This is a genomic window from Streptomyces sp. NPDC029956, assembly GCF_055574655.1.
Window position 1 is genome coordinate 135,868 of the sequence record NZ_JBVHZJ010000005.1, and the last position, 24,681, is coordinate 160,548.

19 protein-coding genes and 1 pseudogene are annotated in these 24,681 nt (G+C 74.4%); 7 read left to right on the forward strand and 13 right to left on the reverse strand.

What is annotated here, in order from left to right:
• Positions 1-102: 102 nt before the first annotated feature.
• The 9 genes from ACZ4XX_RS05760 to ACZ4XX_RS05800 all read right to left on the reverse strand — a co-directional run bounded on the left by ACZ4XX_RS05760 (position 103) and on the right by ACZ4XX_RS05800 (position 13,372).
• Positions 103-2,910 carry a SpoIIE family protein phosphatase gene (locus ACZ4XX_RS05760; protein WP_468506693.1) on the reverse strand — a complete coding sequence of 936 codons (2,808 nt, stop codon included), beginning with the start codon at positions 2,908-2,910 and terminating at the stop codon, positions 103-105.
• Entirely contained in the window at positions 2,907-4,973 is a 2,067-nt protein-coding gene (locus tag ACZ4XX_RS05765; protein WP_468506694.1) for a SpoIIE family protein phosphatase, read from the reverse strand. The genes ACZ4XX_RS05760 and ACZ4XX_RS05765 overlap by 4 nt, the downstream gene beginning before the upstream one ends.
• Positions 4,974-5,135: 162 nt before the next feature.
• The gene (locus ACZ4XX_RS05770) at positions 5,136-6,332 is read right to left on the reverse strand and encodes an MFS transporter (RefSeq protein WP_468506695.1); all 1,197 of its coding nucleotides are present in this window, start codon (positions 6,330-6,332) and stop codon (positions 5,136-5,138) included.
• A 48-nt stretch (positions 6,333-6,380) separates the two neighbouring features.
• Positions 6,381-8,360: a hypothetical protein gene (locus tag ACZ4XX_RS05775; RefSeq protein WP_468506696.1), complete on the reverse strand. Its 1,980-nt coding sequence runs from the start codon at positions 8,358-8,360 to the stop codon at positions 6,381-6,383.
• Positions 8,357-8,797: a hypothetical protein gene (locus ACZ4XX_RS05780; RefSeq protein WP_468506697.1), complete on the reverse strand. Its 441-nt coding sequence runs from the start codon at positions 8,795-8,797 to the stop codon at positions 8,357-8,359. The genes ACZ4XX_RS05775 and ACZ4XX_RS05780 overlap by 4 nt, the downstream gene beginning before the upstream one ends.
• A 133-nt stretch (positions 8,798-8,930) precedes the next feature.
• The gene (locus ACZ4XX_RS05785; protein WP_468506698.1) at positions 8,931-10,379 is read right to left on the reverse strand and encodes a peptidoglycan D,D-transpeptidase FtsI family protein; all 1,449 of its coding nucleotides are present in this window, start codon (positions 10,377-10,379) and stop codon (positions 8,931-8,933) included.
• A gap of 97 nt (positions 10,380-10,476) precedes the next feature.
• Positions 10,477-11,136, reverse strand: coding sequence for a response regulator transcription factor (locus ACZ4XX_RS05790; RefSeq protein WP_468506699.1), 660 nt, complete (start codon positions 11,134-11,136; stop codon positions 10,477-10,479).
• Positions 11,133-12,380 (reverse strand): sensor histidine kinase, encoded by a 1,248-nt coding sequence (locus ACZ4XX_RS05795; protein WP_468506700.1) that lies wholly within the window; start codon positions 12,378-12,380, stop codon positions 11,133-11,135. The genes ACZ4XX_RS05790 and ACZ4XX_RS05795 overlap by 4 nt, the downstream gene beginning before the upstream one ends.
• A complete protein-coding gene (locus ACZ4XX_RS05800) occupies positions 12,377-13,372 on the reverse strand; it encodes a hypothetical protein (RefSeq protein ID WP_468506701.1) in 996 nt (331 codons plus the stop codon). The genes ACZ4XX_RS05795 and ACZ4XX_RS05800 overlap by 4 nt, the downstream gene beginning before the upstream one ends.
• A 205-nt stretch (positions 13,373-13,577) precedes the next feature.
• Here ACZ4XX_RS05800 and ACZ4XX_RS05805 point away from each other — a divergent pair, with 205 nt between their 5' ends.
• Entirely contained in the window at positions 13,578-14,075 is a 498-nt protein-coding gene (locus ACZ4XX_RS05805) for a cupin domain-containing protein (RefSeq protein WP_468506702.1), read from the forward strand.
• A gap of 75 nt (positions 14,076-14,150) precedes the next feature.
• Here the strand turns inward: ACZ4XX_RS05805 and ACZ4XX_RS05810 are convergent, their stop codons facing one another.
• A complete protein-coding gene (locus ACZ4XX_RS05810; RefSeq protein ID WP_030322593.1) occupies positions 14,151-14,921 on the reverse strand; it encodes an IclR family transcriptional regulator in 771 nt (256 codons plus the stop codon).
• 150 nt (positions 14,922-15,071) lie between these two features.
• Between ACZ4XX_RS05810 and ACZ4XX_RS05815 the strand changes: the two genes are divergently transcribed.
• Positions 15,072-16,571 (forward strand): aldehyde dehydrogenase (NADP(+)), encoded by a 1,500-nt coding sequence (locus ACZ4XX_RS05815; RefSeq protein ID WP_468506703.1) that lies wholly within the window; start codon positions 15,072-15,074, stop codon positions 16,569-16,571.
• Between the two features lie 16 nt (positions 16,572-16,587).
• On the opposite strand, the gene ACZ4XX_RS05820 is transcribed toward ACZ4XX_RS05815, so the two are convergent.
• Positions 16,588-17,595 carry a zinc-dependent alcohol dehydrogenase family protein gene (locus tag ACZ4XX_RS05820; protein ID WP_468506704.1) on the reverse strand — a complete coding sequence of 336 codons (1,008 nt, stop codon included), beginning with the start codon at positions 17,593-17,595 and terminating at the stop codon, positions 16,588-16,590.
• Between the two features lie 101 nt (positions 17,596-17,696).
• Between ACZ4XX_RS05820 and ACZ4XX_RS05825 the strand changes: the two genes are divergently transcribed.
• From ACZ4XX_RS05825 to ACZ4XX_RS05840, 4 genes are all read left to right on the forward strand, one after another.
• The gene (locus tag ACZ4XX_RS05825; RefSeq protein WP_468506780.1) at positions 17,697-18,611 is read left to right on the forward strand and encodes an AraC family transcriptional regulator; all 915 of its coding nucleotides are present in this window, start codon (positions 17,697-17,699) and stop codon (positions 18,609-18,611) included.
• Between the two features lie 134 nt (positions 18,612-18,745).
• Positions 18,746-19,222 (forward strand): GNAT family N-acetyltransferase, encoded by a 477-nt coding sequence (locus tag ACZ4XX_RS05830; protein ID WP_468506705.1) that lies wholly within the window; start codon positions 18,746-18,748, stop codon positions 19,220-19,222.
• Positions 19,223-19,294: 72 nt separating this feature from the next.
• Positions 19,295-20,002 (forward strand): DsbA family oxidoreductase, encoded by a 708-nt coding sequence (locus ACZ4XX_RS05835; protein WP_468506706.1) that lies wholly within the window; start codon positions 19,295-19,297, stop codon positions 20,000-20,002.
• Positions 20,003-20,130: 128 nt separating this feature from the next.
• Positions 20,131-21,189, forward strand: coding sequence for an aminotransferase class V-fold PLP-dependent enzyme (locus ACZ4XX_RS05840; protein ID WP_468506707.1), 1,059 nt, complete (start codon positions 20,131-20,133; stop codon positions 21,187-21,189).
• An 85-nt stretch (positions 21,190-21,274) separates the two neighbouring features.
• Here ACZ4XX_RS05840 and ACZ4XX_RS05845 read toward each other — a convergent pair whose 3' ends face one another.
• Positions 21,275-21,784, reverse strand: a complete 510-nt coding sequence (locus ACZ4XX_RS05845) for a MarR family winged helix-turn-helix transcriptional regulator (protein ID WP_468506708.1) — start codon at positions 21,782-21,784, stop codon at positions 21,275-21,277.
• 116 nt (positions 21,785-21,900) lie between these two features.
• Between ACZ4XX_RS05845 and ACZ4XX_RS05850 the strand changes: the two genes are divergently transcribed.
• A complete protein-coding gene (locus tag ACZ4XX_RS05850; protein ID WP_468506709.1) occupies positions 21,901-22,968 on the forward strand; it encodes an alkene reductase in 1,068 nt (355 codons plus the stop codon).
• Positions 22,969-23,244: 276 nt separating this feature from the next.
• Here the strand turns inward: ACZ4XX_RS05850 and ACZ4XX_RS05855 are convergent.
• Positions 23,245-24,672, reverse strand: a pseudogene (locus ACZ4XX_RS05855) (SulP family inorganic anion transporter); the annotation flags it as partial.
• Positions 24,673-24,681 lie beyond the last annotated feature (9 nt).

The following is a 24,681-nucleotide window of genomic DNA, read 5'->3' on the forward strand; positions in this document are numbered from 1 at the left end:
CCCGGCCCCCACCCGTACCCCGCTCCAGGCCTCGCCCTCGGCCTGCCACGCTCCACCCCCGCTCCCCCTGCCCCGCCCCCTGCCCCGCCCTCGCCCCGGCCCTCACCAGGCCAGATCCTCCAGCGCGTCCAGATCCGGCACCACCGGCACGACCGGTTCCGCGTCGTCCGCGCCCACCCGCAGCTCCGCCCAGATCGTCTTGCCCCGCCGGCCGTAGCGGGTGCCCCAGCGCTCCGCGTACTGCGCCACCAGATACAGCCCGCGGCCGCCCTCGTCCGTCGCCGCCGCATGCCGCAGATGCGGCGAGGTGCTGCTGCCGTCCGACACCTCGCAGATCAGCGTCCGGTCGTGGAGCAGCCGCACCCGGACCGGGTCCGCCCCGTACCGCACCGCGTTCGTGATCAGTTCGCTCAGCACCAGCTCCGCCGTGAACGCGAGCCCGTCGAGCCCCCACTCCGACAGCTTCGCCGCCGCCGCGTTCCGTACCGGCGAGACCGCCGACGGGTCGCGCGCCACCTCCCACTCGGCGATCCGCTCGCGGTCGAGCAGCCGGGTACGGGCCACGAGCAGCGCGATGTCGTCGCGCGGCGAGGGCGAGAGCAGGGTCGCGAGGACGTCCGCGCAGGTCTGCTCCGGGCTCCGGTCCGGGCGGGCGAGAGCGGACCTGAGCAGGCCGAGACCCGTGTCGAGGTCCCGCCCCCGGTCCTCCAGGAGCCCGTCCGTGAAGAGCACCAGCTTGCTGCCCTCCGGCAGCACCAGCTCCGTCGCCTCGAACGGCACATCGCCCAGACCCAGCCCCAGCGGCAGCCCCGGCGCCAGCTCGGGGAACTCCACCCGCCCGTCCGGACCCACCAGGGCCGGACCGGGATGACCCGCGCTCGCCACCGTGCACACCCCCGACGCCGGGTCGTAGATCGCGTACAGGCAGGTCGCGCCGGTGATGCCCTCCTCCCGCCGCCGCTCCTCGCCGTCCGGCCCCTCCGACTCCCGGTCGTCGATCCGGCCCGTCAGCTCGTCGAGGTGTCCGAGCAGCTCGTCCGGCGGCACGTCGAGGGTCGAGAAGTTGTGCACCGCCGTCCGCAGCCGCCCCATGGTGGCCGCCGCGTGCAGCCCGTGCCCGACGACGTCCCCGACGACGAGCGCCACCCGCGCGCCCGGCAGCGGGATCACGTCGAACCAGTCGCCGCCCACCCCCGCCTTCGCCGGGAGATAGCGGTACGACACGTCCACCGCGCTCTGCACCGGCAGCACCCGGGGGAGCAGGCTCCGCTGGAGCGTCACCGCCATCGCGTGCTCCCGGGTGAACCGGCGCGCGTTGTCGATCGCGACCGCCGCCCGCGCCGCCAGCTCCTCCGCGAACGACAGGTCCTCGTCGCCGAACGGCTCGGGCGTGTCCGCGCGCCAGAAGTTCGCCATCCCCAGGACCACCCCACGGGCCAGCAGCGGCACCGTGAGCAGCGAGTGCATGCCGTAGGCGAGGGCCTGCGCCGCCCCCTCCGGGTCCTGCTCCCGCCAGCCTTCCGCCGAGGCCAGCTCCGCCTGGGCCATCGCGTGCCCCGCGCTCAGGGCCGTCGCCATCGGGGTGCTGGGGACGTCGAACCTGATGGTGTCCCCGACCGGCTGGAGCGGCTGGTCGGGCCGCAGCCCGCTCAGCGCCGTCCGCCGCATCTCCGTGGTCGCGGGCGCGGACGGCGGCGGCTCCTCGCCGCGCAGCACCGGTTCGAGCAGCTCCACCGTCGCGAAGTCCGCGAACCGCGGCACCGCGACCTCCGCCAGCTCCTCCGCCGTCCGGACGACCTCCAGGGTCGTCCCGATCCGTACCCCCGCCTCGTAGAGCAGCTGGAGCCGGCCGCGGGCCACCGCCGCCCGGCCGGTCAGGGCGGCCAGCTCGGTGGTGTCCCGCATCGTCATCACACAGCCGGACTCCCGCCCGGCCGGCAGCGTGGGCCGCACGCTCACCGCGAGGAGACGATCGCCCGCCCGGTGGACCTCGTCCGTCGCCGACCGGCCCGACTCCAGGAGTTCGACCGTCCGGGCGTCGAGGCCGAGCTCCGAGACGTGCCGCCGCTCCATGTCCGGCGTGAGGCCGAGCAGGCGGCGCGCCTCGTCGTTGGCGAGCAGCAGCCGACGGTCCGGGCCCACGATCAGGACGCCTTCGCGGACCGCGTGCAGGACCGCCTCGTGGTGCTCCTTCATCCGGGTCATCTCGGCCGGGCCGAGGCCGTGCGTCTGCCGTCGCAGCCGCCGGCTCACCAGGGCGGCCCCGCCCACGGCGAGCACGAGCGCGCCGCCCGCGGCGCCGACGAGCAGCGGCAGCCGGTCCCGCACCGCGTCCGTGATGTTCACCACCTCGACGCCGCTGGTGACCATGCCGACGATGCGGCCCTCGTCGTTCACGACGGGGACCACGGCCCGTACGGCGTCGTTGGGCGCGCCCCGGAACAGCTCCGTGTAGGACTCGCCGTCCACCACCGCCCGGTTGAGATCGCCGGTCGCCTTGCGGCCGATCAGCTCCGGGTCCGAGTCGGTGTAGCGCACGCCGTCCCGGCTCAGGACGGCGATGAAGTCCACCCCTGTCGCCAGCCGGGTCTCCTCCGCCCGTTTCTGGAGCACGGCCGTCGGGTCGGGAGCGGCGAGCGCCGCGTCGACGCCGGGTGCCTTCGCGAAGGCCTCCGCGACCGCGAGCGAGCGGACCTCGGCATCCCGTTCCGTGTCGCTGCGCGCCTGGTAGAACGTCACGAACACGGCCGCCGCGATCACCAGGAGCGCGATCAGCGCCTCCAGGGCGAACACCTGCCCGGCCACGCTCCGCAGACCCGTCCCGCGCTCACCGGGGTGCCTCTCCTGCGTCCCGGCGGCCCTTCCCCGAGCCCCGGCGGCCTTCCCTCGCGCCCCGTCCCGGGCCGTCATCCCGTGCTCCGGGCGATGAGCAGCGCCACGTCGTCCGGCGCACCGGGCCGGCGCAGTGCCCGGAGGAGCTGGTCACAGGTCTCCTCGAGGGGCCCGCGCATGTCGTCGAGGAGGCCCACGAGCAGGGCGAGCCGGTCGTCGATCGACTCGTGGCGGGTCTCGATCAGACCGTCCGTGTAGAGGACGAGCCGGTCCCCGGGCCGGAAGGCGACCCGGGTCGTACGGAAGGTGCCGCCGCCCACCCCGAGCGGTGTCCCCGGCGGTGCGGTCACCAGTTCGGCCGGGCCGTCCGCCGGGATCCGCACCGGCGGCAGGTGCCCCGCGTTCGAGATGCGGCAGCGGCCGAGGGCCGGGTCGTGCACGGCGAAGAGGCAGGTCGCGATGTAGTGCTCCAGGCCCTCCGTGATCCGGTCCAGATGCCGCAGGACCTCGGCGGGCGGGAGGTCGAGGTCGGCGAACGCGCAGGTGGCGGTCCGCAGCCGGCCCATGGTCGCCGCCGCGTCGATCCCGCTGCCCATCACGTCCCCGACGACCAGCGCCGTCTTGTCGTCGGGCAGCGGGATCACGTCGTACCAGTCGCCCCCGACCTCGCTCGACGCCTGTGCGGGCTGGTAGCGGGCCGCGACCTCCAGACCCGCCCGCTCGGGCGGTGCGCCGGGCAGCAGGCTGCGCTGGAGGGTCACCGCCGAGTTCCGCACGCTCTGGTACCAGCGCGCGTTGTCGATGCTCACCGCCGCGCGGGCCGCGAGCTCCGTCGCGAGCAGCACGTCGTCCCCGTCGAAGGGCAGCTGGTTGCGGTCCCGCTTGAGGTCGAGCGCGCCGAGCACCTCGCCGCGGGCGATCAGCGGCACCGCCAGATACGAGTGCACCCCCGCCCGGGCGAGCAGCTCCGCCGCCTCGGGACTCCGCGCGATCCGGGACAGGTCACCGGGGCCGATGTGTTCCACCAGGACGGGCAGCCCGGTGTGCACACACCGGGTGACGAGCCGGTCCGCCCCGTACATGGTGATCGCCCCGGGCGGGTCCGCCGCCGGCAGCGCGTCCGTCCGGCCGGCGGCCTTCACCGCGAGCGCCCGGAACAGTTCGGGCCCCTCCTCCGGCGCGCCGGGTCTGCGCAGGGCGAGGACGGAGTCGAGGACGTCGACGGCGGCGATGTCGGCGAGCTCCGGGACCACCACCGAGGCCAGTTCGTCGGCCGTCTTCTCCACCTCCAGGGTCGTGCCGACCCGGGCCGAGGCGTCCGCGATGAGGGCGAGCCGCCGCCGGGACCGGTCGGCGTCCTGGTCCGCCCGCATCCGCTCGGTCACGTCGATCACGGAGGCGGCGACCCCCAGGATCCGGTCCTCCGGCCCTTCCAGGCGGTAGAAGGACACCGACCAGGCGTGGTCGTGGTCCGGGTCGGCCGGGGTCCGTCCGACGGTGGGATGGTCGAGCAGCGGTGTGCCCGTCGTCAGGACGGCGCGCAGCGCGGCCTCGAGGGCCGGGGCGTCGACCTCGGGCACCATCTCGCCGATCCGCCGTCCGAGGTGCAGTGCGGCCGGGATCCCGTTGATCCGTTCCAGGGCCGGGTTCACGAGGACGTAGCGCAGTTCGGTGTCCAGGACGGCGAGGCCGATCGGCGACTGGGACACGAGCCGGTCGGAGAGCGCGAGCTCGGCCTCGACCCGTTCGACGGCGGAGTGGTCGGCGGCGATCCCGAGCGCGTACAGGCCCCCCAGGTCGTCGGTGAGCCGCATGTTGCGGAACTCCACGTTCCGCACGCTGCCGTCCTTGTGCCGCACGGGGAAGACGCCCGCCCAGGTCGTGCCCTCGCGGAGCACCTCGCCGAAGAGGCGCATCGCCTCCTCCCGGTGGTCCGTTCCGACGACCAGCCGGGCCATGTACTGGCCGAGGGCCTCGTCGGCACGGAAACCGAAGAGGTCCTCGGCCTGCGGGCTCCAGAGCACGATCCGGCCGTGGGCGTCGATGACCACGGCGGCGACCCCCAGGACGTCGAGGAGGCCCTTGCCGTCCAGGGGTACGCCCACCCGCCCCGTCGTCCCCGGGAAGGAACCGGCCGTCACACTGCCCTCCTCCCGCCGCGCCCGAGCTTTCTTCCATGCTCGCCGCCCACCGGTCGCCCCGCACCGCGAGCGGCACGGGGTGCCCCCCACCGCGAGCGCCACGGGGTGCCCGGCCCGACCGGGAGGACACCTCCCGGGGACATGGGGCGGAGCAGGGGGCCGTCAGCCGACCGGGAGGGAGGTGTCCACGGTGCGGGTCTCCCGGCCACGCCCGCGCCGCCCCCGTACCGCGACCGCCGCCGCCCAGCCCGTCCCCGCGAGCGCGAGCAGCGGCAGCAGGACGCGGACGTCGACCAGGGCGACCAGGCCCGCGCCGAGGGCGAGCGCGAGCGCGTTCGGTGCCATGACCAGGGTGTGCGCGGTCGCGGCCACCCGGCCCACCGCCTCCGCGGGTGCCTCCCGCTGCACGGCCGTCACCACCGCCACGAGCACCCACGGCAACCCCAGGCCGATGGCCGCGCTCGCCGCCAGGGCCGTCGCCTCGTACGGCAGCGCCCGTACGCCCACCGCCACGGCGAACAGGGCGAGACCGGCGACGGCGAGCGTCCGCTCGGGGATCCGGCGCAGCAGCGGGCCGGTGACCAGGCCCGCGAGGACCGAGCCCACGCCCTGCACCGCGTAGAGCACCCCGGCGTACGCGGGGGCGTGCCCGAGCCCCCGGTCGACGACCGCGTAGACCGCGGCGCCGTTCACCCCGGCGAGCAGCATCGTGAACGCCCCCGTCGCGACCAGTGGCCGCAGGACCGGCGAGGCGCGGAGCAGCCGGGCGCCCTCGGTGGTCTCCCGCCACAGGTGCCGGGACTCCGGCCGTGCCGGACGCTCCTCCCGTACGGGCATCAGCACGAAGAGGCCCGCCGCGAGCGCGAAGCTCGCCGCGTCGAGCAGTGCGACGGTCGCCCCGCCGTATGCGGCGAAGAGGCCCGCCGCCACGAGCGGGGCGATCAGCTTCGTCGACTCGTTCGCGGTCATCCGCAGCCCGTTGAAGGTGCCGAGGCGCTTCTCGTCCACGACGGTCGCGACCAGGGCCTGCTCCGCCGCCTCGTGGAGGGCGCCCTGCGCTCCGTACACGACCAGGACGGCGAAGAGCAGCCACACCCGGTCCGCCGAGTCCACCCACAGGAGGACCGGCAGGAGCGCGGCCGCCGCCAGGTCGAGGACGATCACGAGCGGCCGCGGCCGCACCCGGTCCGCGAGCGTGCCGAGCAGCGGCCCGAGGAGAACGGGCGCCCAGAGGGCGAAGGCGGCCAGGGCCGCCAGACTGTCGGACCCGGTCAGGGACTTGACCCAGATCCCGGAGACCAGCCACATCGCCGTCGTACCGAATCCGGACACGACGACGCCTGTCAGATACCAGCGCATGGCCACAGGCTGGTCTCTGAGGTGGCCCCGGGGGATCGGGCATCCTCCCTAGCCGGCCGGGGAGGTGCCGCCCTCGATCGCGCGCAGCGCTGTACGGGCCGCCTCGCACAGCGCGTCGTCGTCCGGTACCGACCGCCAGCTCCCGTGCTCCACCGGACGCTCGTCCGCGTCGAGGAACGCCCGCAGGGCCGGTACGGCGGGGGCCGCGGCGGGGCCGATCTCGGAGAGCAGCCGGACCGTCCCGGTGACCGCGGGCAGGACACCGCCGCCGGTGTACGGCTCGATCGCCCCCACCAGGGCGGGCACCACCTCGTCGGCGCGGCCGGTGATCCGCCACAGCGCCTCGCCGGTCCGCAGCGGCAGCCACCCCGTCGCGTCCGCGCGCAGCAGCTCGCGCAGCCGGGCGACGTGCGGCGCGCCCGCCGCGCCCAGCTCGCCGAGCAGGATCGCCGCGTCGTCGTGCCCGGACGGTTCGCCCAGTCGCGGCAGGAGCAGCGCGAGCGCGGGCCCCCGGTCACCGGTCAGCCTGCCGTACGCCAGGGCCAGCGAGCGCGGCGCGAACCCCTGCCCCTTCGGCGGGGCGTCGATGAGGGCCCGCAGCCGCGCCCGGTCCACGACCGCCGCGGCTTCCGGGCCGATCGCCGCGAGGGCCTCTGCCGCCCATACGGCGCCGTCCGTCCTGAGGAGCGCGCACAGCTCGGGGACCGCGGGCGCCGCCACCGGACCCCACGCGGTCAGGACCTGGCACAGCGCCCGGGCCTCGTCGACCGAGCGCACGGCCGCGAGCCGGGCCCGCAGCGGGGGCAGCAGGACGCCGGCGTGCGCGGCGAGCGGAGCGAGCGTCCCGAGCAGACCGAGTTCATGGGTCCACCAGCTGGGGGAGTGCGTTTCGAAGAACGAGAATCCCAGACGCTCCCCGGCGAGGCGGCGCGCGAGCGGGGCCGCGCAGCGCGGGTCGCCGAGCCGGGCGAGCGCCCACAAGGCGTGGTCCTGCGCGGGCAGATACGGTTCGCCTTCGTCGGTGACCATGCCGGCCAGCCGGTCCGCCCACGGCCGGGCGGCGGCCCCGCACATGCCGAGGACCCGCGCGGCGAAGAGCCGGTTGTCGGGTTCGGTGTCGGCGAGGCGGGCGGCCACCGGCGGCAGCAGCTCCGGTACGGCCGAGCGGCGGCGGCTCAGCTCCCCGGCCGCCGCCTCCAGGGCCCCGCGCCGGACCGCCGCGTCCCCGCTCCCGAGGAGCCGCTCGACCAGGGCGAAGCGCCCGGCCCGGTCCTCGCCGAGGAGACCGATCGCCTGGGAGACCGACCGGCCGCCGAGGTCGCCGCCGTCCAGGACCTCGGCGACCACGCGCGCGTAGCGGGGGTCGTCGTCGGGCGCGACCGCCCGCAGGGCCTCGACGGCCCGCAGGCGCACCCCGGGGTACGCCCCCGGCTCCGTCAGCTCCCACAGCCGGCGCACGGTCCCGGCCCGCTCCCGCTCGGCGTGCTCGGCGAGTTCACCGGCCGCCGTCACGATCCGGTGCCGGACCTCGGGGACGGACTCCAGGGGCCAGCGGGTCCACAGGGCGGTCAGCACCTCGTCGGCCCGCCTCCGGGCCTCGGAGAGGGCCTCGGCGACCTGCGCCCGTACCTCGGGGGAGGCGTCGTGCAGCAGCGGGAGCAGCGCCGTGACGGCCAGGTCCCAGGCCTCCGCCCAGCCGGGGGCGTTCCTGCCCTCCGAGAGCCTGTTGCCGTCATGGGCGAGGCACGCGACCAGCTCCAGGAGGTCCGGCCGTGCCCTCACGTCCGGGTCGGCGGCCGCCCGGACCACGAACGGCAGCGCCGCCACGGCGGACGAGAAGACGCCGCCGCCCTGGTGGTAGACCCTCGTGAGGAGTGCGTCGGCGGCGTCGACGGCGTCGTCGGGCCGGTACAGGGCCCGCAGGTGCCCCGGTACGTCCGTGGCCGGTCCGTACGCGTGGTTCAGGGAGCCCCAGGCGATGGCGTCGATGCCGTCGCCGGGCGTCCCCGCGTGCCCGTCGCGCGTCATGCGCCGGCCCTCTGCTCCTCGTACGGAGGTTCCGCGTGCGCCTTCTCGTACCGCAGCGCGAGCCCCGTGACCACCGCGCCCAGGCCCTCCCACAGGCCCACGCCCAGGAATCCGGCCGGGGCGCGGCCACCGGCGACCGCGAGGGTGAAGACCGCGCAGGTGAGGAGCCGGAAGGGGACCGTCCATCGGAAGAACGGCTTCCAGTCGGCGAGCGCGGCGAGGACGTAGTACACGCCCATGTTGAGCGCGGCCATCGAGGAGGCGGTGAGGAAGACGAGCGTGTGGTCGCCGTCCGCGCGCCCGCCGTCGGGCACCGGCTCGAAGCCCATCACCGTGAGCAGCGCGTCCGGTGCGACCAGGCCCACCACGCCCAGTGCGGCGGCGAGCACGCCGAAGACCGCGATCGTCCAGCCGGACAGGGAACGGGGCAGGCGCACGGCGGTCCTCCGCGAGGTGAGTGCAGGATCAGCGGTTCGAATGCGTGCTCGGACACGAGCGTGACCCTGCATATCGTGTGACGGGTCCCGACGGCCAATCGGGGTCCCCGGCACGTCACTTCGGCAGGTCACCTCACTTCAGCGCCGCCGCCATCATCTTCTGCGCCACGGGAGCCGCCAGACCGTTGCCGCTGACCTCGGAGCGGGCCGCGCCCGAGTCCTCGATCAGCACCGCGACGGCGACCTGCTTCCCGGTCGAGGGGTCCTTCGCGTACGAGGTGAACCAGGCGTACGGCGTCTTGCTGTTGTTCTCGCCGTGCTGAGCGGTACCCGTCTTGCCGCCGACCTCGGCTCCGTCGACGGCCGCGTTGGTGCCGGTGCCCTCCTCGACCACGGTCCGCATCGCGCTGCGCAGCTGCTCGGCCGTCGACGAGGAGACGATCCGCTCGCTGTCGCCGTCCTCGAAGCTCGTGAGCGGGTCGCCCTCGGAGTCGACGACCTTCGACACCATGTGCGGCGCGGCCAGCAGGCCGTCGTTGGCGATCGCCGCCGACACCATCGCCATCTGCAGCGGGGTGGCGGTCACGTCGAACTGGCCGATGCCGGTCAGCGCCGTCTGCGCCTCGTCCATGCCGGACGGGTACACGCTCGCGTAGGCGCGGACCGGGACGTCGAGCTCGGCGTCGTTGAAGCCGAACTTCTCCGCCATCGCCTTCACCTTGTCCTGCCCCAGGTCGGCCGCCAGCTTGGCGAAGACGTTGTTGCAGGAGTAGCGGAGAGCGGTGCGGATCGTGGCGTTCTCGCAGGGCGCGGACGCGTTCTCGTTCTTCAGCACGGTCCGGGTGTTCGGCAGGGTGTACGGGTCGGGGCTCTCCGTCGCCGTGTCCACCGAGCCGTACAGACCGTCCTCGAGGGCTGCCGCGGCCACGACCAGCTTGAAGGTGGAGCCGGGCGGCAGCGGCTGGCGCAGGGCCCGGTTGACCAGGGGCTTGTCCTCGTCGGTGGTCAGCGCCTTCCACGTGTCGCCGTTCGAGGTCCCGGAGATCTTCGACGGGTCGTAGGACGGGGTGGAGACCATCGCGAGGATCCGGCCGGTGGCCGGGTCGACGGCGACGGCCGCGCCCTTCGTGTCCCCGAGCGCCCGGTAGGCGGCCTTCTGCACGTCCGGGTCGATCGTGGTGACGACCGTGCCCGGCTGCTGCTGCTTGCGGGTGAGGGCGTCGAGGGGGTTCTTCAGACGGTCGTCGGTGCCGTCGAGGACGTCGGAGTAGATGCCCTCCAGCTGGGTGGCGCCGTACGCCTGCGAGCTGTAACCGGTCACCGCCGCGTACAGCTCTCCGTCCGTGTACGTACGGCGGTACTCGAGGTCCGTTCCCTCCGTCTTCTTCGAGCCGGTGACCGGCGAACCGGCCACGACGATGTTCCCGAGCGGCTGCGCGTACTGCGCGATCGTCTTCCGCCGGTTCTTGCTGTCGTCCGCGAGCGCCTTCCCCTCGTACGCCTGCACCCAGGTGGCCCGGCCCAGCAGGGCGAGCACCAGGAGCAGCACGAAGACCGAGGTGCGCCTGATCGTCTTGTTCATCGCACTTGTGGGGACGAACGGCTCGGCGGGGGACGTTCCGGATGTGGCCGGTTTCTCAGCGAACCTTCATCCGGGGCGGTCCTTCGTGTGGCAGCCGTCACCCCGCCCGGACGAACCCCGACTCGTACGCCAGGATCACCGCCTGTGTGCGGTCGCGGGCGCCCGACTTCGCCAGGACCGACGCCACGTGCGTCTTGACCGTGGCCGCGCCGACGCCCATCCGGGCCGCGATCTCCGCGTTCGTGAGGCCGGTCGCCACCAGACGCAGCACCTCCGCCTCCCGCTCGGTGAGCCGCGCCACCCAGGGAGGTGCCACCGGCGGGCGGTTGCGGGCGTGCTCGGCGGCCAGGCCGCGTACCGCCGCCGGGTAGAGCAGCGAGTCGCTCCGGGCGACCAGCCGCACCGCGCTCACCAGCTCCTCCGCCGCCGCCCGCTTGAGGAGGAAGCCGGCCGCGCCGACGCGCAGCGCGTCGTACACGTACGCGTCGTTCTCGAAGGTGGTCACCACCACGATCCGGGGCGGATCCGTCATTCCCGCGAGGATCTGCTCGGTGGCCCGGATCCCGTCGATCTCCGGCATCCGCACGTCCATGAGGACCACGTCCGGCCGCTCGGCCCGCACCACCGACACCGCCTCGGCGCCGGTGGCCGCCTCGCCGACGACCTCCAGGCCGGGCTCCGCGTCGAGGATGACCCGCAGGGCCGTACGCACCATCCGCTCGTCGTCGGCGAGCACGATCCTGACGGGGGCGCTCATCGGGGGATCCTGACCGCGAGGCGCCAGACGCCGTCCGCCGGGCCGGCCTCGGCGGTGCCGCCGAGCAGCCGGGCCCGTTCGGTGATGCCGCGCAGACCGCGGCCGCCGTTCGGGCGGACGACCGGCGGCCGTGCGGACAGGGGGTTCTCCATGGTGATCTCCAACTCCTCGGTACGGGCGTCGAGCCGTACGGCCACGGGCTCCCCGCCCGCGTGCCGGCCGGCGTTCGTCAGCCCTTCCTGAACGATCCGGTACGCCTCCCGGGACAGCGTCTCCGGTACGGGGGCGAGGTCGCCGGACACGGTCAGCGCCACCTTCGGTCCCGCGCCACGCACCAGGGCGTCCAGGGCGTCGAGCCCCGGCCCGGGCCCCGGCCCCTCCTCGGAGTCGTCGCCCCGCCGCAGCAGGCCGAGGACCCAGTCCAGCTCGCCGACCGTGCGCCGGGTGGTCTCCTCGATCGCGGTCAGCGCCTCCCGGACGAACGCCAGGTCCGCCCCGTCGCCACCGTCCAGGACCCGGCGTGCCGCACCCGCCTGGAGGGTCACCGCGCTCAGCGCGTGACCGACCGAGTCGTGCAGCTCCCGGGCCAGCCGGTTGCGGGACTCCGCCTCCGCCGCACGCCGCTCGGCCGCCGCGAGCCGGTCCGCCGGACTCGGCCCGAGCAGCCGGGGCGCCTGCCGGGCGAGCAGGGCTCCGGTCGCGGCGGCCGCGGCGGCGAGCGCGAGCAGCATCAGCAGCCCCGCCGGGATCGCGGCCCAGGTCCACCAGGGGCGGTCGAGCCCCCAGAGCCGGCCGAGCTCCGACTCCCGCAGCGCCGACGAGAACGGCAGTGCCAGCACGGACACCGCGAACGGCGGAAGCGCCAGGCTCGCCCCGCTGATCAGCGCCCCGGCGCCCAGGTGCAGCGTCAACCAGCCGGCGGCCCGGGCCTTCGCCGCCCGGCCCCGGGCCGGGCCGTCCGCCAGCGTCTCCGCCGGAACCCCGCACAGCGCCCGCGCCGTCGCCACCGACATCGGCCGGGCCAGTGGGAAGAGCGCGGCGACCGCGACGAGCGGAAGCCCCACCGCGTACGCCCCGAACTGCAGCCCGAGACTTCCGGTGAACAGCCCGCCCTCGCCGAGCAGCATCCCGACGACCACGGTGCCGACCATCCAGAACGGCATGAACAGTGCGCCGCCCACGATCAGATGGAGCCAGCGCCGCCTGGCCCGCTGCCCGAGGAGGGCGACCGCGCACCGTCTCACGCCTCGGCGCTCCGGCGCCGCAGGACCGTGGCCAGACAGGCGGCGAGGAGGAGTCCGGTGATCATTTCGCCAGCGTAGGTCAGCTGCATCAGGGCCGTGACCTGCTTGGCGGGATCGGTCTCCGGCATCAGCGCGACCAGCGACATGTAGGCGCCCCAGCAGCCGACCGCGCCCGAGCCGGTCCACGCGAGTGCCAGGACGGTGCGCACCTTCGGCCGGGCGGGCCGCCGCAGGACGAGGAACAGGGTGAAGGCCACGGCGACGAGGACGAACACGATCCGGTGGAACTCCAGAACGGTGAAGTCGGCGTCGCGCTCGGCGATCTGCCGGGGCGAGAGGCCTACGGTCTTCCCGGACAGCCACCCCACGTGGAGCGTGAGGGGGAAGAGCGCGACGACGGCGGCGACCAGGGCGGCGGCCCGCACGACGGGCCCGGGGACGCGGGCGGACAGCCCGCCGAGCCGGCCGCTCCAGAGGTGCCCCCAGCGGCCGCTCGCGTACAGCACGAAGAGGGTCCCGAGGGAGAGGCCCTGGAGGATGAAGCCGCCGTAGACGACGGCGAAGACCCAGGAGTGCAGGAAGGGTTCGGCGGGAGCCGCGGCCTGCTCGTCGCCGGTGAGGAGGGCGACCGCGAGCTGGGTGGGGTAGGCGGTCATGATCGGGGCGAGCAGCCCGGTCGCCGCCCACATGGGGAGCGCCAGGAGCCAGGCGGGCACCCGCCGGCCCCAGCGCTGGGTGAGGAGCAGGGCGAGGACGACGACGAGGACGTCGGCCAGTACCGAGACCGAGTTGGCGACGGCCATCAGCTGCCGGTGTTCCAGGAGTTCGCTTCCGGCGGGGATGCCGATCTCGCTGCCCGCCACCCAGGCGGTCTTGAGCGAGACGTACGGGAGGCAGGCGACGATCGCCAGCGCGCGCAGGGCCCGGCGGGCGTGGCCGGGGCGGTCCTCGGCGCGGAGCGCGGGGGAGGGGAGGAGCTCGGTCTCGGTCATGGCTCCAGGCTCGCGCCGGGACCCGGGGCGCCACGTCCTGCCCACCGGTGATCCGCCTCCGCCGCACGGGGGAGGGAGACGGGCCGGGGGAGGGAGACGGGCCGGGGGGAGGGCGGGCCGGCGAGGAGGGTGGCGAAATTGACCCGTGATTCTCTAGATCAATTGCACCCTCCCCGGGGGTCAATAGCCCCCTAGGGTAGTGATCATGAACGAGAACGCGCCCTTCGCCCCGCTCCTGACCCGTGCCGCCGCCGCCGAGACCACCGCGGACCCCAGCAGTGTCATGACCCTGCTCGCCGACTCCGATGCCACCGGCGGACAGCTCACCAGCTACCGCTCCACCTTCGCGAAGGGAGCGGTCGGCGCCCCGGCGCACTTCCACACCAAGGCGTCGGAGATGTTCTACGTGATCGACGGCTCGCTCCAGGTCCTCGTCGGCGAGGAGCTGTCCGTCCTGGAGAAGGGCGACTTCCTGCTCGTCCCGCCGCACACCGCGCACGCCTTCGCGGCCGCTCCCGGCGCCGAGGCCGACGTGCTGTTCGTCTTCACGCCCGGGATGGCCCGCTTCGACTACCTGCGTCTGCTCGGTCGTGTGATGCGCGGCGAGGCGGGCTTCGAGGAGATCAAGGCGTCCTCGGAGCAGTACGACAACCACTACGTGGACAGCCCGGTCTGGCAGAAGGCGCTCGCCGAGCGCGGATGACCGTGTGAGGTGCGGCCGGCGGTGCGACCGCGTGACGGTGCGACCGCGTGATCGCGCGGTCGCGTGTCCGTGCGGTCAGAGGCGGCGGGTCGCCAGCGTCAGCCGGTCCCGCGCGTCGAAGAGCGCGTCCTTGATCATCTGCTCGTGCGCAGGGGTGAGCCGCGCCACCGGCACCGAGCAGCTGATCGCGTCGCGTGCCGGGGTCCGGTACGGGATCGCGACGCCGAAGCAGCGCAGCCCCAGCGTGTTCTCCTCGCGGTCCACCGAGATGCCCTGCTCGCGGATGACGCGCAGTTCCTCGATGAGCTGCTCGCGGTCGGTGATGGTGTGCTCGGTCAGCGCCGGGAGGGTCTCCGGGAGCAGCTTGCGCACCTGGTCGTCGGTGTGGGTGGCGAGCAGCGCCTTGCCGAGCGAGGTCGAGTGGGCGGGCAGCCGGCGCCCGACCCGGGTGAACGGCCGCAGGTAGTGCTGGGACTGACGGGTCGCCAGATAGACCACGTTCGTGCCGTCGAGCCGCGCCAGGTGGATGGTCTCGGTGGTGTCGTCGGAGAGCCGGTCCAGGGTGGGCCGGGAGGCGGCCACCACCTCGTCGCCGTCGATGTACGAGGTGCCGACCAGCAGCGCCCGCACCCCGATGCCGTACCGCGTGCCGGTCGCGTCCGTCTCGACCCAGCCCAGCTCGACCAGTGTGCGCAGCAGCATGTACAGGCTGGACTTGGGGTAGCCGACGGCCTCCTGGACGGCGGCGAGCGAGTGCATCCCCGGGCGTCCGGCGAAGTACTCGAGCAGCTCCACGGTCCGCACTGCGGACTTCACCTGCGCTCCGCCCACGTCGGCAGTCGCCATGACCCTCGCCCCTTTTCCGTCGTGCCGTCGTCCCCCGGCCGGTCGGCCGGACAGAGCCCCTTGTGGAGACGGCCGGGCCGTCCCTAGAGTCCCGTACGGATGCGTTCATCTACGGGAACTGTGTTCAGAATAGCGAACAGGGGCGTGGCAGTGGCGGCAGAACCAGTGTGGAGTGTGGACCCCCGGACGGGGAAGCCGCGCGAGCGGGTTGCGGTGGAGGCCACGGCGGAGGACGTCGACCGGTCCGTACGCGCCGCGTACGAGGTCCGTGAGGCCCTCGCCGACCGGTCCGTACGGGCCGCCTTCCTCCGTACCGCCGCCGACCTCCTCCAGGAGGCCGGCGAGCAGATCGTCGAGACCGCGGACGCCGAGACCGCCCTCGGCCCGGTGCGGCTCAACGGCGAACTCGCGCGCACCGCAGCTCAGTTGAGGTCGTTCGCCGAGGTCGTCCACGAGGGGTCCTTCCTCGACATCCGGATCGACCTGCCCGACCCCGGAGCCATCCCGCCCCGGCCCGACCTGCGCCGCTGGAAGATCCCGCTCGGCGTCGTCGCCGTCTACGCCGCCAGCAACTTCCCCCTCGCCTTCTCCGTCCCCGGCGGCGACACCGCGAGTGCCCTCGCGGCCGGCTGCCCCGTGGTGATCAAGGCCCATCCCGACCACCCGGCCACCTCCGAACTCTGCGCCTCGCTGCTGCGCAGGGCCGCAGCCAAGGCAGGCCTCCCCGAGGACGTCGTCGTGCTCGTGCACGGCTTCGACGCGGGCGTCGAACTCGTCCGCCACCCGCTCGTCGCGGCCGCCGGCTTCACCGGCTCGGTGCGCGGCGGACGGGCCCTCTTCGACGCGGCCGCCGCCCGGCCCGTCCCCATCCCCTTCTACGGCGAACTCGGCTCCCTCAACCCGGTGGTGCTCACCCCCGCCGCCGTCGAGGAGCGGGCCGAGGAGATCGGCGCCGGGCTCGCCGGCTCCATGACCCTGGGCGCGGGCCAGTTCTGCACCAAGCCCGGCTTCGTCCTCGCCCCCTCGGGCGAGGCGGGCGACCGGTTCGTGGGGGCGCTGACGGACGCCCTGCGCGACACCGAGCCGGCCGTGATGCTCGACCGCCGGATGCGGGACGCCTTCCTCACCCGCACCCACGAGATGGCGACGGACGGCGACGTCACCGCACCGGTCCACCCGGAGCCCGGCGGCCCGCACACGGTCAAGGCCGGTTTCATGGCGGTCACGGTACGGACCCTCGTCGACGGCGACCGCCGGGACCTCACGGAGGAGTGCTTCGGCCCGGTCACCGTCGTCGCCCGCTACGACTCCCGCACGGAGATCACCGAGGCCCTCGCGCGGGTGCCCGGCAACCTCACCGCCACCCTGCACATCGCCGAGCGGGGCCAGGACGAGGACGCGGCCCCGCTCCTCGCCGAGCTCACCCCGCTCGCGGGCCGGGTCCTCGTCAACGGCTGGCCCACCGGCGTCGCCGTCGCCGCCGCCCAGCACCACGGCGGCCCCTACCCGGCCACCACCTCCACCGCCACCTCGGTCGGCGCGACCGCGATCGAGCGCTGGCTGCGCCCGGTCACCTACCAGTCGACCCCCGACCACCTGCTCCCGCCGGAACTCCGCGACGACAACCCCCTGGGCCTGCCCCGCCACTGAGCACGGCCACCGGACGTCACCCCCCGACGCGCACCACGATCTTCCCGAGGTGAGCGTCGGACTCCATCAGCCGATGGGCGTCGGTGATCCGCTCCAGACCGTCGAAGGTCTCGGCGATCACCGGCGCCAGGGAGCCGTCGCGCAGCCCCGAGCCGATGAACGCGGCCACGCGGCGACGCCCTTCCCCGGTCCTGACGAGCGCGCCGTTGGCGTATGCGTGGACCGTCTGCGGCCAGTTCGTCGACAGGGCCGCCGGCCGGGGGTCCAGCCAGCCGTACAGCACGGCCGTGCCACCCGGCCGCAGCGCTTCGCCGAGCCGGGCGAACCCCGGCCCGCCGATCGCGTCGAAGACGAGGTCCGCGCCCGACCCGCCGGTGATCCGCCGCACCTCCCCGACCACGTCCTCGGTGTCCGTCGTGATCACCCGCGCGGCCCCGAGCTCCAGGAGCCGCTTCCGCTTGTCCTCGCCGCGCGTGGTCGCGACCGGTACGGCTCCGACCCGCAGCGCCGTCTGGATCGCGGCCGTCCCCACCCCGCTGGACGCTCCCGTGATCACCACGTGGTCGCCGGCGCCGAGACCGCCGGTCAGTACCATGCCGCCGTAGGCGGTGGAGTACGTCAGCCAGACCGCCGCGGCCGTCACCGCGTCCACCCCCTCGGGCCGGGCCACCAGGTGCTCCTCCGGCAGCACCACCCGCTCCGCGTACACCCCGTGCGTCCCGAAGTCGAAGTCGGCCGCCGCCATCACCGGATCACCCGGCGCGTACGCGGTGACCCCCGCCCCGACCGCCTCGACCACCCCGGCCGCCTCGTAGCCGAGGCGCGAACCCGGGAGGGTCGCCGGGTAGTAGTAGGTGCCCGAGCGGAACAGCGCCTCGGCGCGATTGATCCCGATCGCCTCGACCCGGACGAGCACCTCGCCGGGCCCGGGGGCGGGCAGCGCCACCTCCGTCACGGTGAGGACGTCCGGTCCGCCGACCTCGTGGAAGAGAACGGCCTTCGTGGTCATGCCTGTCGTCGTCATGAGGAAGACGCTAGAAGCAGGAGGGAAGACGATCCATGTCCCCTTGACTCCCCCTGATGTCCGATCGTCTCGCGTGCATCGACGGGGAGTACGGTGCCGGGATGGACGTACTGAGCGATGCCATCGCCGCCATGCGCACCGGACGGCCCCACTCCTCCCGCACGGTCAACTTCGCCCCCTGGGGCATCCGCTTCCCCACCAGCGAGGGCGCCGGATTCCACGTCGTCCTCCAGGGCACCGCCTGGCTCCTGCCCCCGGACGGCACCGCCCCCGTCCGGCTCGGCCCCGGTGACGTCGTCCTCCTCGCCCACGGCACCGGCCACGGCCTCGCCGACCGGCCCGACACCCCGCTCGTCGACGCCCTCCCCGCCCCCGACGGCTCCTGGCCCACCCCGCCCGTCCGCGGCCCGATCGGCGCCGAGGAGACCCTGCTCCTGTGCGGCGCGTACCAGCTCAGCCGCGCCCGCGCCCATCCGCTCCTCACCGACCTGCCGCCGTATGTGCACATCCCCGCGCGGGTCGGCGCCCACCCCCGGCTGCGCGCCGCCGTCGACCTGCTCGGCGCCGAACTCGCCGAACCCCAGCCGGGATCCGACGCGATCGTCCCCGCCCTGCTCGACACCCTCCTGCTGTACCTGCTCCGCACCTGGTGGCTCACCGAACGCGCCGACCGCTCCACCGGCTGGTCGGCCGCCCTCGCCGACCCGGCCGTCGCCGGCGCCCTCCGCGCCCTCCACGACGACCCCGCGCGACCGTGGACGGTCGAAGAGCTCGGCGCCCTGACAGGCCTCTCCCGCGCCGCCTTCGCCCGCCGCTTCACCACCCTGGTCGGCCGCGCCCCCCTCGCGTACCTCACCTGGTGGCGCATGACCACGGCGGGCCGCCTCCTGCGCACCGCCGACCTCCCCCTCCGCTCGATCGCCCGGCGCTCCGGCTACTCCTCGGAGTTCGCCTTCGCCAAGGCCTTCAAGCGGGAGTACGGGCTGGCCCCGGGGCAGTACCGCAAGGGCGCCTGAGACCGCTCGGCCTCGCGGCCCGGCGGCCGGCGGGAGGCCAGGGTCGTCAGGGTGAGGAAGGACGCGCCGCCCTGGCGGCCACCGTGCCCACCTCCGCCGCAACCGTCCCGCCGTCCCGTGCGTCCTGAAGAACCATGATCCGACTCGCCACCCCCGCCGATCTCGACGCCGTCGTCGCCCTCCACACCGAGGCCCGCGCGACCTACTACCGGGGCCACATCCCCGACGCCGACTTCCTCGGGCCCGAGGAGATCGCCCGCTCCCGGTCCGGCTGGGCCGCCGCCGTCGAGCGCGGGGCCGTCCTCTGCGCCGTACGGGACGGGGAGCTCGCGGGCATCGCCGCGTTCGGGGAGCGCGGCGGCCACATGCACCTCACCCAGCTCCACGTCCTCCCGGCCTGCTGGCGCGGCGGCGTCGGCACCGAGCTCCACGCTGCCTGCGCCGATTCGTGGCGGGCCGCCGGGGTGACCGAGGTGCGCCTGGAGGTCTTCGAGAAGAACGAGCGCGCCCAGGCCTTCTACGCCGCCCGCGGCTGGACCCCCGACCCGGAGACCCCGCGCGACGGGGACCACCTCGTGCTCCGGCTCACACTGGGAGCGGAAACGGAATGAAATCCGCCGGCGGGGTGGTTGTCGCGACAGAACACCCCGAACACCCCGCCGAACCCCCCGGAGAGAAGTCACATGCGCGTCGAGATCTGGAGCGACATCGCCTGCCCCTGGTGCTACATCGGCAAGGCCCGCTTCGAGAAGGGACTCGAGGCCTTCGCCCACCGCGAGGACATCGAGGTCGTGCACCGCTCCTTCGAGCTCGACCCGAACCGTGCCAAGGGCGACACCGGCCCCGTCCTGGAGATGCTCGCCAAGAAGTACGGCCGCACCCTCGACGAGGCCCGTGCCATGGAGGCGCACGTCGCGTCCAACGCGCACTCCGAGGGCCTCGGCTACCGCACCGACGGCCGCGACCACGGCAACACCTTCGACATCCACCGGCTGCTCCACCTCGCCAAGGACCGCGGGCTGCAGAACGAGCTCCTGGACCTGGCCTACCGCGCCAACTTCGCCGAGGAGCGCTCCGTCTTCGACGCCGAGACCCTGGTGACGCTGGGCGTCGAGGCCGGTCTCGACGAGGCCGAGGTGCGGGCCGTCCTCGCCGACGACTCCGCCTACGCCGACGCCGTACGCGAGGACGAGCGCGAGGCCGCCGAACTCGGCGCGAACGGCGTGCCGTTCTTCGTGCTCGATCGCCGCTACGGCATCTCCGGCGGTCAGCCCGCCGAGGTCTTCACCCAGGCCCTCGAGCAGGCCTGGCAGGGCCGGGTCCTCCAGACCGTCGGCGGCGACGCGGCGGTCTGCGACACCGACGGCAGCTGCGAGGTCCCGGGCGCGTGACCGACCACATCCGGGACGGCGCATGATCATCCACACCCTCTCCCACCTGCGGCGATAAGCGCGGCTTGGGGATTCCCCACGATCGAACCCAATTGACGGGTGACGGTGGGGAATCCAGGGTGGGGGGCATGGATCCTCTGGAGAAGCCCCTCGGGGGCGCCGAGTTCGCGCCCAGGAACACCTACCTCAACACCTCCGCCTGCGGGCTGCTGCCCCGCCGCGCGATCGACGCCGTCGTGTCCCTCGCGGAGGAGACCGCCGCCGGACGCCCGGGCGGCGCCGGGGACTTCGAGATCGTGGACGAGGCCCGCGCGACGTACGCCCGGCTCGTGGACGTCGCGCCCGAGCGCGTCGCGGTCGGCAGCTCGGTCGCCGTGCACTGCGGCATGATCGCCCAGTCGATGCCCGCCGGGTCCGAGATCCTCTTCCCCGAGGGCGACTTCTCCTCCGTCATCACCCCCTTCACGATCCGCGGCGACCTCAAGACCCGGTTCGTGCCCCTGGACCGGCTCGCCGAGTCCGTCGGCCCCGACACCACGCTCGTCGCCTTCTCGGCCGTGCAGTCGGCGGACGGCCGGACCGCCGACTTCGCAGCGGTCCGGGCCGCGGCGGCCGCCCACGGCGCCCGTACGCTCCTCGACGCCACCCAGTCGGCGGGCTGGCTGCCGCTGCGCGCGGGGGACTGGGACTACACGGTCGCCGGCGGATACAAGTACCTGCTCTGCCCGCGAGGGGCGTCCTTCCTCACCGTCACCGAGGAGGCGCAGGACTCGCTCCTCGCGATCCACGCCAACTGGGTCACCGGTGAGGAGATGTGGGTGAACAGCTACGGCCCGGTCCGCGAACTGGCCCGCAGCGCACGCCGTTTCGACGAGCCGGCGGCGTTCCTCTCGTACCACGGGGCGGCCCGCTCGCTCGCGCTCCTCGAGGAGATCGGCGTCGAGCGGATCGAGGCCCACGTGAAGGGGCTCGCGGCCCGCTTCCGCGCCGGGCTCGTCGCCCTCGGCCACGCCCCGGTCATGGACGAGTCGGCGGTCGTCGCCGTTCCCGGCCTCGGGGACCGCGAGGACGCGCTGCGCGAGGCGGGCGTCCTGCTCTCGGTCCGCGCGGGCAATCTGCGCGCGTCCTTCCATCTGTACAACACGGCGGCGGACGTGGACCGCGCCCTGGAGGTCCTGGCGGGCTGACACCCGTACCGCGCCCGCGGGGGCGCCGTGCCTCCGCCGGTCCGTCCCCGCATCGGGGTCGGTCGCGCCTCCCGGGGCGTCCCGCTCAGCAGCCGCCCGGCGGGGCCGGGCACTCGCCCGCCTCGCCCGCCTCCTCGCGCAGGTTGTCCGCCACGACGCCGAGGAGCCGCTCCAGCTCGGCCCGGTCGGCCGGGCCGAGCCCGCTCAGGGAGGCCTGCTCCAGGTCGGACCAGACGCCCTCGACGCCGGCGCGCAGCGACCGGCCCTCGTCCGTCGCCTCGACCAGGACCGCACGCCGGTCGGCGGGGTCGGGGCGGCGCAGGACGAGGCCGCAGTGCTCCATGCGCTGGAGCATCTTGGTCACCGTCGAGGCGTCGACCCCCAGGGACTGGATCAGCTCGGACTGACGGACCGGTCCGCAGTCCCAGAGCCGCATCATCATCATCTCCTGGCCCGGGTAGAGGCCGAGCTCCCGCAGTCGTCGCCCGGCGGCGATCCGGTGCATCCGGGCCACCCGGGCGAGTGCGACGCTGACGGGGCCGCCGTGGGCGGCGGAGGGCGCCGTCTCGGTACAGACGGGGTCGGTTCCTGACATCGCGGGCTCCTCGTGAAGGTCTTCCCACAGATTACCTTGGCCGGCCAATCAATGGGTTACAGTGACATCCGGACCAGATACTTGGCCGACCACATAAGTTCGTGAAGGGGACAGCCATGACCACCGCCTTCGACCCGATCGACCTTGCGGGGACCCCGCTCGCCAACCGCATCGCGATGGCCCCGATGACCCGCAGCCGCGCCGAGGGGGACACCCGCACCCCCACCGCGCTCGTCGCCGAGTACTACGCCCAGCGCGCCTCGGCCGGCCTCATCATCACCGAGGGCACCCAGCCCAGCGCCGTCGGCCAGGGCTACCCCAACACGCCCGGCCTGCACAGCGCCGAGCAGGTCGCCGCCTGGCGCGAGGTCACCGACGCCGTCCACGAGCGCGGCGGAAGGATCTTCGTCCAGCTGATGCACGCCGGCCGGATCAGCCACCCCGTCGTCCTCGGTGAGGGCCTCCACCCCGTCGGCCCGTCCGCCGTCGCCCCCAAGGGCCAGCTCTTCGCCGGCACCGGCCTCATCGACTTCGTCGCCCCGCGCGAGCTCACCGCCGACGAGATCCGGGAGACGATCGCCGGTTTCGCCGAGGCCGCCCGCAACGCCGTCGACGCCGGCTTCGACGGCGTCGAGATCCACGGCGCCAACGGCTATCTGATCCAGCAGTTCCTGGCCTCCGGCTCCAACCACCGCACCGACGAGTGGGGCGGCACGGTCGAGAACCGCATCCGCCTCGCCGTCGAGGTCGTCAAGGCCGTCGCCGCCGAGATCGGCCCCGAGCGCACCGGCCTGCGGATCTCCCCGGCCAACACCTACAACGACATCGCCGAGACCGACACCGAGGAGCTCTACCCCGCCCTCGTCGCCGCGATCGACCCCGTCGGCATCGCGTACCTGCACGTCACGGAGCCCGCGCCCGAGATCCGCGCGCTGACCCTCGCCCTGCGCAAGGCCTTCTCCGGCACGTTCATCCTCAACCCCGCCACCGAGGGGCCGACCGGCGGCGACGCGCTGACCCTGATCGAGGACGGCACCGCCGACCTCGTCGCGTACGGGGCGCTGTTCCTCGCCAACCCCGACCTGCCCGCCCGACTGCGGGCCGGCGGCCCGTACAACACCCCGGACACGGCGACCTTCTTCGGCGGCGACCACCGCGGCTACACCGACTACCCCGCGCTGTAACCGGAGGAGCAGGGCACGCGGAGCACCGGGAACGGGGGGGGCGCCGGAGCGCCGGAGCACCGGAGCGCCCGCAACCTCCGGAGCACCCGGGGCGAGCGAAGACGCGCGGAAGGGGGGGGGGGGGGGGGACCAGCCCCCCCCCCCCCCCCCCCCCCCCCCCCCCCCCCAGCACCTCCTCCCCCCAACCCCCCACCCCCCCCCCCCCCCCCCCCCCCCCCCCCCCCCCCCCCCCCCCCCCCCCCTCCCCGCCCCCTCCCCCCCCCCCCCCCCCCCCCCCCCCCCCCCGCTGTGGCGTTCGGCCCACGTCTCGAGTGCCGCCCGGCAGGCGTGGTCGAGGTGGTGGACCCCGGTGAGGTCCAGGACCACCCTGCGGTCACCGGGGAGGGCCTCCAGGCTGTCGAGTATCTGGGGCAGCCGCAGGAAGGTGATCGTCCCCTGGAGTCGTACGCGGACCGCGCCGCGTCCGTCGTCGCTGTGCTCGATCCGCAGGTGGGACGCCTCCCAGGCCGCCTTCGCGACCGACAGGACGAGGCCGATCAGGACACCCTCGAACATGCCGACCGCGACGATCGCCGTCGCCGTCGCCACCAGGATGAGGGCCTCGCCCCGGTGACGGCGCCAGAGCGTCAGGACTCCCTTGAACGGGATGAGCTTCCAGCCGGCGTGCACGAGGATCCCGGCCAGTGCGGCCAGGGGGATGTACGCGAGGACGGCGGGCAGCAGGGCGACGAAGAGCAGCAGCCAGACACCGTGGAGGACCCGGGACGCCTTCGTCCGGGCGCCCGCCTCGACATTGGCCGAGCTGCGCACGATGACCGCGGTGAGCGGCAGCGCGCCGAGCAGACCGCACAGAGTGTTGCCCGCGCCCTGTGCGACGAGTTCCCTGTCGTAGTCCGTGCGCGTTCCCGTGTGCAGCCGGTCGACCGCCGCCGCGCTGAACAGCGACTCGGCGGAGGCGATCAGGGCGAACGCGAGGACCGTGCCGAGGACCGCCGGATCGGCGAGCGAGGAGAGGGCTTCGGAGCCCGGCAGGTGGACGGCCTCCAGCATGCCGCTCACCCGCACGGTCTGGACCGGAAGGTCGAACAGGGCGGTCGCGAGGGCGGCCAGGAGGACCGCCACCAGGGCACCGGGCACGGCTCGGGCCCGGCGTGGCATCCGTCGCCAGCCGACGACGAGGATGACGGTGGCGGCCCCGACGGCGAGCGACATGACGGCCGTGCGGCTGCCCACGGCGTCGACGAGCGCGCCCGGCAGGCCGGTGAGCTTGTCGAGACCGGAGTCGGGGGCGGGGATTCCCGCCGCGGCGTACAGCTGGCCGGCGATGATGACCAGGCCGATGCCCGCGAGCATGCCCTCGACGACGGAGAGGGAGATCGCGCGGAACCAACGGCCCCAGCGGAGAAGGCCCATGGCGATCTGCAGCAGGCCGGCCGCCAGCACGATGACTCCGAGGGCGGGGAGGCCGAAGGTGCGGACCGCCTCGAACACGAGCACGGTGAGGCCGGCGGCGGGGCCCGAGACCTGAAGGCTGCTGCCCCGCATCAGTCCGGTGACGATGCCGCCGACGATGCCGGTGATGAGACCCAGCTCGGCCGGGACGCCGGAGGCGACGGCGACGCCGATGCAGAGCGGGAGGGCGACGAGGAAGACGACGAGGGAGGCGGCGAAGTCCTGCCGCAGGAAGGGGAAGGAGCGCGGCATCCGGACGTT